This window comes from Pseudomonas sp. GW821-FHT07F01, assembly GCF_059418825.1.
In genome coordinates this window covers 744,988-753,017 of the sequence record NZ_JBWKQO010000005.1, presented here as the reverse complement: position 1 = coordinate 753,017, position 8,030 = coordinate 744,988, and the positions used below count along the sequence as shown (strand labels likewise).

Genomic DNA, 8,030 nt, shown 5'->3' with positions numbered 1-8,030 from the left:
CAGCGGACGGGACTCGAACCCGCGACCCCCGGCGTGACAGGCCGGTATTCTAACCGACTGAACTACCGCTGCGCGTAACACTGAATGCGAATGGTGGGTGATGACGGGATCGAACCGCCGACATTCTGCTTGTAAGGCAGACGCTCTCCCAGCTGAGCTAATCACCCTTCACGTTCGGTGTGGCGCGCATTCTACGGAGCAGCCCCCACTCTGGCAAGCACTTTTTATAATAATTTTTTCAGGCCTTCCAAAGGCTTAGCGAAGGGTTGGCCTGAGCAGCAGCGAAGAGAATAATGCCCTCCTTTGTATAAAGGAGAGATTCACCCCATGTGGTTCAAAAACCTGCTGATCTATCGCCTGACCCAAGATCTGCCTTTTGATGCTGAGGCGCTGGAAACTGCACTGGCGACCAAACTGGCGCGCCCCTGTGCAAGCCAGGAGTTGACCACTTACGGTTTCGTCGCCCCTTTCGGCAAAGGTGAAGACGCCCCGCTGGTTCACGTCAGCCAGGACTTCATGCTGGTAGCCGCGCGCAAGGAGGAACGCATCCTGCCTGGCAGCGTGGTGCGCGATGCGGTGAAGGAAAAGGTCGAAGAGATCGAAGCCGAACAGATGCGCAAGGTCTACAAGAAGGAACGCGACCAGATCAAGGATGAAATCATCCAGGCCTTCCTGCCCCGTGCGTTTATCCGTCGCTCCTCGACCTTCGCCGCCATTGCCCCGAAACAGGGCCTGATCCTGGTCAACTCGGCCAGCCCGAAGCGCGCCGAAGACCTGCTCTCCACCCTGCGCGAAGTCCTCGGCACCCTGCCGGTTCGCCCGCTGACCGTGAAGATCGCCCCCACCGCGATCATGACCGACTGGGTCAAGACCCAGAAAGCCGCCGACGACTTCTTCGTACTCGACGAGTGCGAACTACGCGACACCCACGAGGACGGCGGCATCGTGCGTTGCAAGCGCCAGGACCTGACCGGCGAGGAAATCCAGCTGCACCTGAGCACCGGCAAGGTGGTCACCCAACTGTCCCTGGCCTGGCAGGACAAACTGTCCTTCATGCTCGACGACAAAATGGTGGTCAAGCGCCTGAAGTTCGAAGACCTGCTGCAGGATCAGGCGGAACAGGACGGCGGTGATGAAGCCCTCGGCCAGCAGGATGCCAGCTTCACCCTGATGATGCTGACCTTCGGCGACTTCCTGCCGGCGCTGTTCGAAGCCCTGGGCGGCGAGGAGATTCCGCAGGGCATCTGACGCCTTGCCCGGATAACCGCTACGCACTAGACGCCACCGCCTTCGGTGGCGTTTTCACATAATAAGGAACAGGTCATGCGCGCACTGGCTGCACTGAGCCGCTTTGTCGGCAACACCTTCGCTTACTGGGTACTGATCTTCGCCATCCTGGCATTCTTCCAGCCTGGCTGGTTCGTCGGTCTCAAGGGCGCCATCGTGCCGCTGCTGGGCCTGGTGATGTTCGGCATGGGCCTGACCCTGAAACTCGAAGATTTTGCCGAAGTGGCCCGCCACCCATGGCGCGTGGCCCTGGGAGTGGTGGCCCATTTCGTAATCATGCCCGGGGTGGCCTGGGTGCTCTGCCAGGCATTTCACCTGCCGCCGGAAATCGCCGTCGGGGTGATCCTGGTCGGCTGCTGCCCAAGCGGCACCTCTTCCAACGTGATGACCTGGCTGGCCCGCGGCGACCTGGCGCTGTCGGTGGCCATTGCAGCGGTTACCACTCTACTGGCCCCACTGCTGACCCCGGCGCTGATCTGGTTGCTGGCCTCGGCCTGGCTACCGGTCTCGTTCATGGAACTGTTCTGGTCGATCCTGCAAGTGGTGCTGCTACCGATCGTGCTGGGAGTGCTGGCCCAGCGCCTGCTGGGCCAGCGGGTGCAGCACGCGGTGGAAGTACTGCCGCTGGTTTCCGTGGTGAGCATCGTCATCATCGTCACCGCGGTGGTGGCCGCCAGCCAGGCGAAAATCGCCGAGTCGGGCCTGCTGATCATGGCCGTGGTGATGCTGCACAACAGCTTCGGCTACCTGCTGGGCTACTTCACGGGGCGTCTGTTCAAGCTGCCACTGGCGCAGCGAAAATCCCTGGCCCTGGAAGTCGGCATGCAGAACTCCGGCCTGGGCGCGGCCCTGGCCAGCGCTCATTTCTCGCCACTGGCGGCGGTACCCAGCGCCTTGTTCAGCGTCTGGCACAACATTTCCGGGGCCCTGCTCTCGACCTATTTCCGGCGAATGGAAGATCCAGCCGAACAAAAGCTGGAAATACAGCGAGGCCATGACTGAGGAAAAAATATTCGCCCACGTGAGAGTGGGCAGTATACTGCGCATCGCGAGGACGACCTCGCGACTCATTCGAGCGATCAATTCCGGGGACGACCCCATCAACCGATGAGGTAGGCATGTCCTGGATCATTCTGTTTTTTGCCGGTTTGTTTGAAGTGGGCTGGGCCGTCGGCCTGAAATACACCGATGGCTTCAGCCGCCCGCTGCCCACCGCCCTGACCATCATTGCCATGGCCATCAGCCTCGGCCTGCTGGGCCTGGCGATGAAAGAACTGCCCCTGGGCACGGCCTATGCCATCTGGACCGGAGTCGGCGCCGTCGGCACGGTGATCGCCGGCATCATCCTGTTTGGCGAATCCATGGCTCTGGTGCGCCTGGTCAGCGTGGCGCTGATCATCGCCGGCCTGGTGGGCCTGAAAGTCAGCGCCAGCTGAAAAGCCCAGGCAGAAATGAAAACGCCCGCAAATGTGCGGGCGTTTTCGTATCCGGCAGCTAGCGCCGAGGGCCCCGCAACTGCGCCACCATGGCCTGCAACTGCGCCGGTTCGGCTGCGTCCACCGCCACCGATGGCCCGGCCACCAGGGTCACTCGCGACCAGAAGCGGTGGAAGAAACCCTTGCTCGGATCGCGACTGAAGAAGCTGCCCCACAAGCCTTGCAGAGCCATGGGAATCACCGGCACCGGGGTTTCCTCGAGAATCCGTGTCAGCCCGCCCTTGAACTCGTTGATCTGGCCATCGGCAGTCAGCTTGCCCTCGGGAAAAATGCACACCAGTTCGCCATCGCGCAGATACTGGGCAATGCGCTGGAAGGCTTTTTCATAGATCTGCAGGTCTTCATGCCGACCGGCGATGGGAATGGTTCCGGCGGTACGGAAGATGAAGTTCAACACCGGCAGGTTGTAGATCTTGTAGTACATGACGAAGCGAATCGGCCGACGCACCGCACCGCCAATCAGCAAGGCATCGACGAAAGACACGTGGTTGCACACCAGCAGGGCAGCGCCTTCATCAGGGATCAACTCCAGATTGCGATGCTCGACGCGGTACATGGAATGGCTGAGCAGCCAGATCATGAAACGCATGCTGAACTCGGGCACCACCTTGAAGATGTAGACGTTGACAGCAATGTTGAGCAGCGACACCACCAGGAACAGGTGGGGAATGGTCAGCTGGACCATGCTCAGCATCACGATAGAGACAATCGCCGAGACCACCATGAACAGCGCATTGAGAATGTTGTTGGCGGCTATCACCCGGGCCCGCTCGTTTTCCGGGGTACGGGACTGGATCAGGGCATACAGCGGCACTATATAGAAGCCGCCGAAGATCCCCAGGCCAAGGACATCGAACAGCACCCACCAGGCATGGGCAAAACCCAGCACTTCAATCCAGCCATGACCCGTGGCGCTTTCCGGGATACCACCGGAATGCCACCACAGCAGCAGGCCGAACACCGTCAGGCCAAAGGAGCCGAACGGTACCAGGCCGATCTCAACTTTGCGCCCCGACAGCTTCTCGCACAGCATCGAGCCTACGGCAATCCCCACCGAGAACACCGTCAGGATCAGGGTTACCACGGTCTCGTCGCCGTGCATCCATTCCTTGGCATAGGCCGGAATCTGGGTCAGGTAGATGGCGCCGACGAACCAGAACCAGGAGTTGCCGACAATCGAGCGCGACACCGCCGGGGTCTGCCCCAGCCCCAGGCGCAAGGTGGCCCAGGACTGGCTGAAGATATTCCAGTTCAGGCGCATCTCCGGGGTCGCCGCGGCAGCCCGGGGAATGGCGCGGCTGGCCAGGTAGCCCAGTACCGCCACACCGATCATGGCGCTGGAGACTATCGCCGCGTAATGCTCCGAGGACATCATGACCCCAGCGCCGATAGTGCCGGCCAGGATCGCCAGGAACGTGCCCATTTCCACCAGGCCGTTGCCTCCCACCAATTCCTCTTCACGCAAGGCCTGGGGCAGGATCGAATACTTCACCGGGCCGAACAGCGCCGAGTGGGTGCCCATGGCGAACAGTGCCACCAGCATCAGCGACAGGTGATCGAAGGCGAAGCCCACCGCCCCCACCACCATGATCGCGATCTCCCCCAGTTTGATCAGGCGGATCAGCGAGTCCTTGGCGAACTTCTCGCCAAACTGCCCGGCCAGGGCGGAAAACAGGAAGAACGGCAGGATGAACAGCAAGGCACAGAGGTTGACCCAGATCGACCGGTCACCCTCGATGCTCAGCTTGTAGAGAATGGCCAGGATCAGCGACTGCTTGAAGATGTTGTCGTTGAAGGCACCGAGGGATTGCGTGATGAAAAACGGCAGGAACCGCCGCTTGCGAAGCAAGGTGAACTGCGAAGGGTGACTCATCTTCCATGTCCCTGAGTGGCGTGGATACTGTTATTGGAATGTCGAATATCGATCCAGGCCACAACCTTACCTATCTTTGCCGATTATTTCCGTAACCCCGCAATGCACGGCGAGACAAACAGCTCTCCTTTATAAGCCCCCTGCACCGTGCGCTTGGCCACGATCAACCACATCACCGCCAGCGCCGCCACCAGTACCGCGCCAAACACACTGAAAAACCCCAGGTGCAAGGTGCTGCCCAGTTTAAGGGTGGCCAGCGAATACACGCCCAGAGGAAAGGTAAAGCCCCACCAGCCAAGATTGAAGGGTATGCCTTCGCGCAGGTAACGGCGGGTGATGAGCACGGCCATCAACATCCACCACAGACCGAACCCCCACAGTGTGAGCCCCGCCACCAGGCCCAGGCCGGCGGCAATCTCACCGACGCCGGGCAAGCCATTGGCGGCGAAGATCGCCGGTGCATCGGCGCCCAGCACCAGCATCCCCAAGGCACCGGTGCCGATTGGCCCCAGGGCCAGCCAGCTCGACGCCGCCATGCTTTCATGGGGCAGTTTGTGCAGCGCCATGCGCAACAGCAGGATGGTCAGGATGCTGAACGCCACCGGCAGCGAAAAGGCCCACAGCACGTAGCTGGTGCTGAGCATTACCAACTGCCCGTGGGCATCCAGCAGATGAGGCGCAAGCAGGCCGCCACTGGCCGCCGCCACTTCGGCCGCCACCACCGGCAGCAGCCAGACCGCGGTCATCTGGTCGATGCTGTGTTCCTGGCGGGTGAACATCATGTAGGGAATCAGGATCCCGCAGGCCAGGGACATGGCCACATCCAGCCACCACAGCAGTTGCGCCACCTCCACCACACCATCGCCCCAGCGAGGCATGCCGAACACCAGCAAGCCATTGATGATGGTCGCCAGGCCCATGGGGATGGTGCCGAAGAACATCGAGACCGTGGAGTGCCCGAAAATCCGCCGCGCCTCGTCGAAGAACAGCACCCAACGCGCGGTATACATCGCGGTAAACAACAGGAACAGGGCGATGGTCAGCCACCAGAAACCCTCTGCCACCTGGTGCAAGCCGGGAACCTCGGCCGGCCACTGGGCCAGCGCCAAGGCCAGAACCCCGGTGCCCATGGTGGCGGCGAACCAGTTGGGGGTGAATTGGCGAATGGCTTCGAGGGGATGCGGCAGATGGCTCAATGGCCGGTGGCCGGTTTTAACGCTATTGGGGCATGTCATGGTCGTGTCTCCTGTCCTCCGATGAGGTAGGAAACATGGTAGAACCTAATCGAATATCTATATAACGGGTAATTTCTCTATCTGTTATCTATTTTGCAGATAAACATCTATGCACGGCCCCAGGAGCGATCACCGCAATCGAACCGCGCCCGGCGACACGCCCGTATCTGATTGGCGTACAGCACCTCTCCCCTGCGGCTTCCCAGGCACAATCCCGCAGCCCTTGAAGCCTTGGGCTCAAAGCCCCGACGCCCCACACGCCGCCACCGGGCGCTGGCGCATCAGGGCCAGCAGCGCCCCGAGGGACAAGAGAACCAGTACCGCACCATAGCCGTCGGTAGTAGCGATCAGGCCGAAGCTGCGGGTCAGGTTGCCAGCCAACAACGCCGGCAGGCAGAAGGCCAGATAGCTCAGCACATAAAACGCCGACATCAGGCCCGCACGCTCATGAGGCAGGGCCAGTGGCACCACACTGCGCAGCGCACCGAGAAAACCGGCACCAAAGCCGCTGCCCAGCACCAAGGTGCCAAAGAAGAACAACGGCAGGCTGGCGCTATGCACCGCAGCGAGGATCAGCATCACTCCCGTCGCCAGCATCCCGGCGCCCAGGCGCAGCACCCTGTCTGCAGGACGCTGACGCAGGGAAAAGATCATCAGCGCGCCGCTGAGTGTCAGCACCGCCACCAGGCCACCGCCGATCAGGTTCGAGGTGGAGCCGGTCGCCGCACGGACCAGCGAAGGTGCCAGCGACAGATAGAAGCCGCCCACCGCCCACACCGCCACGTCCACCGGCAAGGCCAGCCATAACGCGCGCCGCGCTTGCACCGGCACATGCAGCGTGGGTTTCAGCGAAGCCCAGGCCCCGGGTTGCGGGCTGACACTTTCCGGCAAGCGCCAGACATACCCGGCCTGGAGCACGAACACCCCGAGCAGCAGCCAGTAGCTCAATTGCAGTGGCCAGGGCGCAAACTCCACCAACAGGCTGGCCCCCATGGCACCACAGGCCATGCCCAATAGCGGCGCAACGCTATTGACCAACGGCCCCTGCTGACGATCGGTATCCAGCAGGGCCGCCCCCAGTACACTGGTGGCCATGCCGGTGGCAAAGCCTTGCATCACCCGCGCGGCAATCAGCCACTGCACTCCGCTTTCATTGATGAACAGCAACATCGCCAGGATATTGAGCAGCAAGGCGACAAAAATCACCGGTCGCCGCCCCAGGTGATCCGACAGCGCCCCTACGGTCAGCAGAGCCGCCAGCAGGCTCATCGCGTAGACCCCGAATATCAGGGTCAGCACCGCCGGGGAAAAGTGCAGGTTTTCCTGATACAGGTGGTACAGCGGGGTCGGTACGCTGGAGGCAGCCAGAAAACTCAACAGGGTAATGGCCAGAAACACCAGACTGCGACGGTTGGACACGCAAGTGTCGATAGCACCGGACATAAGCACGCTCCACTAAAGCTAATATTTTGCTTTTGCGCAGTGTGCTACCCGCCAATGCTTAAAGCAAATTCTTTGTGTTAAGGTGCCGCCCCATGGCTATCAAAGAAGGTCTGCGCCCCGGCGGCCGTAGCGCCCGGGTCCAGGAATCCATTCACACCGCGGTCCGCGAGCTCCTTGAAGAGCAGGATCGCTCGTCCCTCACCGTGCCGCAGATCGCCGCCCGAGCAGGCGTCACTCCGTCGACCATCTACCGGCGCTGGGGCGACCTGTCGGCCCTGCTGGCCGATGTCGCCCTGGAACGAATGCGCCCGGACAGCGAACCGGCCAATACCGGCAACCTGCGCGGCGACCTGCGGGCCTGGGCCGAACAGTATCTGGACGAAATGAGCTCGGAGCCCGGGCGCAACATGATGCGCGATGTGCAATGCAGCGCGACCCCGGGCTATTGCGTGACCATCCTCAGCGGGCAGTTGCAGTGCATCCTCGAGCGCTATCAGGGCCACACGGAACACCTGCCGGACATCGACCGCCTGCTGAACCTGCTGGTAGCACCGACAGTGTTTCGCATCCTGTTCTCCGCCACGCCACTGCCGGTTCAGGAACTCCATGAACTGATCGAGATCGCTCTGCAGCCGTAGCCCTTCCCCGCCTCGGCTCAGCCCTGCGACATCAGGCCGCGCTGATACCTTGGTCGAC

The 8,030-nt window shown here is 61.6% G+C and carries 7 protein-coding genes and 1 tRNA gene; 4 read left to right on the top strand and 4 right to left on the bottom strand.

The window, feature by feature from the left end; all coding sequences use genetic code 11:
* Positions 1-91: 91 nt before the first annotated feature.
* Positions 92-167: transfer RNA gene (locus AC07R1_RS21915), tRNA-Val, on the bottom strand.
* A gap of 160 nt (positions 168-327) precedes the next feature.
* Here AC07R1_RS21915 and rdgC point away from each other — a divergent pair.
* The 3 genes from rdgC (at position 328) to sugE (ending at position 2,723) form a co-directional block, all read left to right on the top strand.
* Complete coding sequence (gene rdgC, locus AC07R1_RS21910; protein ID WP_011062670.1) at positions 328-1,248, top strand: recombination-associated protein RdgC; 921 nt, start codon at positions 328-330, stop codon at positions 1,246-1,248.
* Positions 1,249-1,323: 75 nt separating this feature from the next.
* Positions 1,324-2,289, top strand: coding sequence for a bile acid:sodium symporter family protein (locus tag AC07R1_RS21905; RefSeq protein WP_011062671.1), 966 nt, complete (start codon positions 1,324-1,326; stop codon positions 2,287-2,289).
* A 116-nt stretch (positions 2,290-2,405) separates the two neighbouring features.
* Positions 2,406-2,723 carry a quaternary ammonium compound efflux SMR transporter SugE gene (gene sugE, locus AC07R1_RS21900; RefSeq protein ID WP_011062672.1) on the top strand — a complete coding sequence of 106 codons (318 nt, stop codon included), beginning with the start codon at positions 2,406-2,408 and terminating at the stop codon, positions 2,721-2,723.
* A 58-nt stretch (positions 2,724-2,781) separates the two neighbouring features.
* Here sugE and AC07R1_RS21895 read toward each other — a convergent pair whose 3' ends face one another.
* The 3 genes from AC07R1_RS21895 to AC07R1_RS21885 form a co-directional block, all read right to left on the bottom strand.
* Positions 2,782-4,656, bottom strand: coding sequence for an MFS transporter (locus AC07R1_RS21895; protein WP_495110931.1), 1,875 nt, complete (start codon positions 4,654-4,656; stop codon positions 2,782-2,784).
* An 83-nt stretch (positions 4,657-4,739) separates the two neighbouring features.
* Positions 4,740-5,891 carry a TDT family transporter gene (locus AC07R1_RS21890; protein WP_053153236.1) on the bottom strand — a complete coding sequence of 384 codons (1,152 nt, stop codon included), beginning with the start codon at positions 5,889-5,891 and terminating at the stop codon, positions 4,740-4,742.
* A gap of 237 nt (positions 5,892-6,128) precedes the next feature.
* Positions 6,129-7,334, bottom strand: a complete 1,206-nt coding sequence (locus AC07R1_RS21885) for an MFS transporter (RefSeq protein WP_401402853.1) — start codon at positions 7,332-7,334, stop codon at positions 6,129-6,131.
* A gap of 92 nt (positions 7,335-7,426) precedes the next feature.
* On the opposite strand from AC07R1_RS21885, the gene AC07R1_RS21880 reads away from it, so the two are divergent.
* A complete protein-coding gene (locus AC07R1_RS21880; RefSeq protein ID WP_019094578.1) occupies positions 7,427-7,972 on the top strand; it encodes a TetR/AcrR family transcriptional regulator in 546 nt (181 codons plus the stop codon).
* The last annotated feature ends 58 nt before the right edge of the window (positions 7,973-8,030 follow it).

Excerpts from the sequence above, each read along its gene's own strand:
- sugE (WP_011062672.1), top strand. The coding sequence starts at position 2,406 with ATGTCCTGGATCATTCTGTTTTTTGCCGGTTTGTTTGAAGTGGGCTGG.
- rdgC (WP_011062670.1), top strand. The coding sequence starts at position 328 with ATGTGGTTCAAAAACCTGCTGATCTATCGCCTGACCCAAGATCTGCCT.
- AC07R1_RS21890 (WP_053153236.1), bottom strand. The coding sequence starts at position 5,891 with ATGACATGCCCCAATAGCGTTAAAACCGGCCACCGGCCATTGAGCCAT.
- AC07R1_RS21885 (WP_401402853.1), bottom strand. The coding sequence starts at position 7,334 with ATGTCCGGTGCTATCGACACTTGCGTGTCCAACCGTCGCAGTCTGGTG.
- AC07R1_RS21905 (WP_011062671.1), top strand. The coding sequence starts at position 1,324 with ATGCGCGCACTGGCTGCACTGAGCCGCTTTGTCGGCAACACCTTCGCT.
- AC07R1_RS21880 (WP_019094578.1), top strand. The coding sequence starts at position 7,427 with ATGGCTATCAAAGAAGGTCTGCGCCCCGGCGGCCGTAGCGCCCGGGTC.
- AC07R1_RS21895 (WP_495110931.1), bottom strand. The coding sequence starts at position 4,656 with ATGAGTCACCCTTCGCAGTTCACCTTGCTTCGCAAGCGGCGGTTCCTG.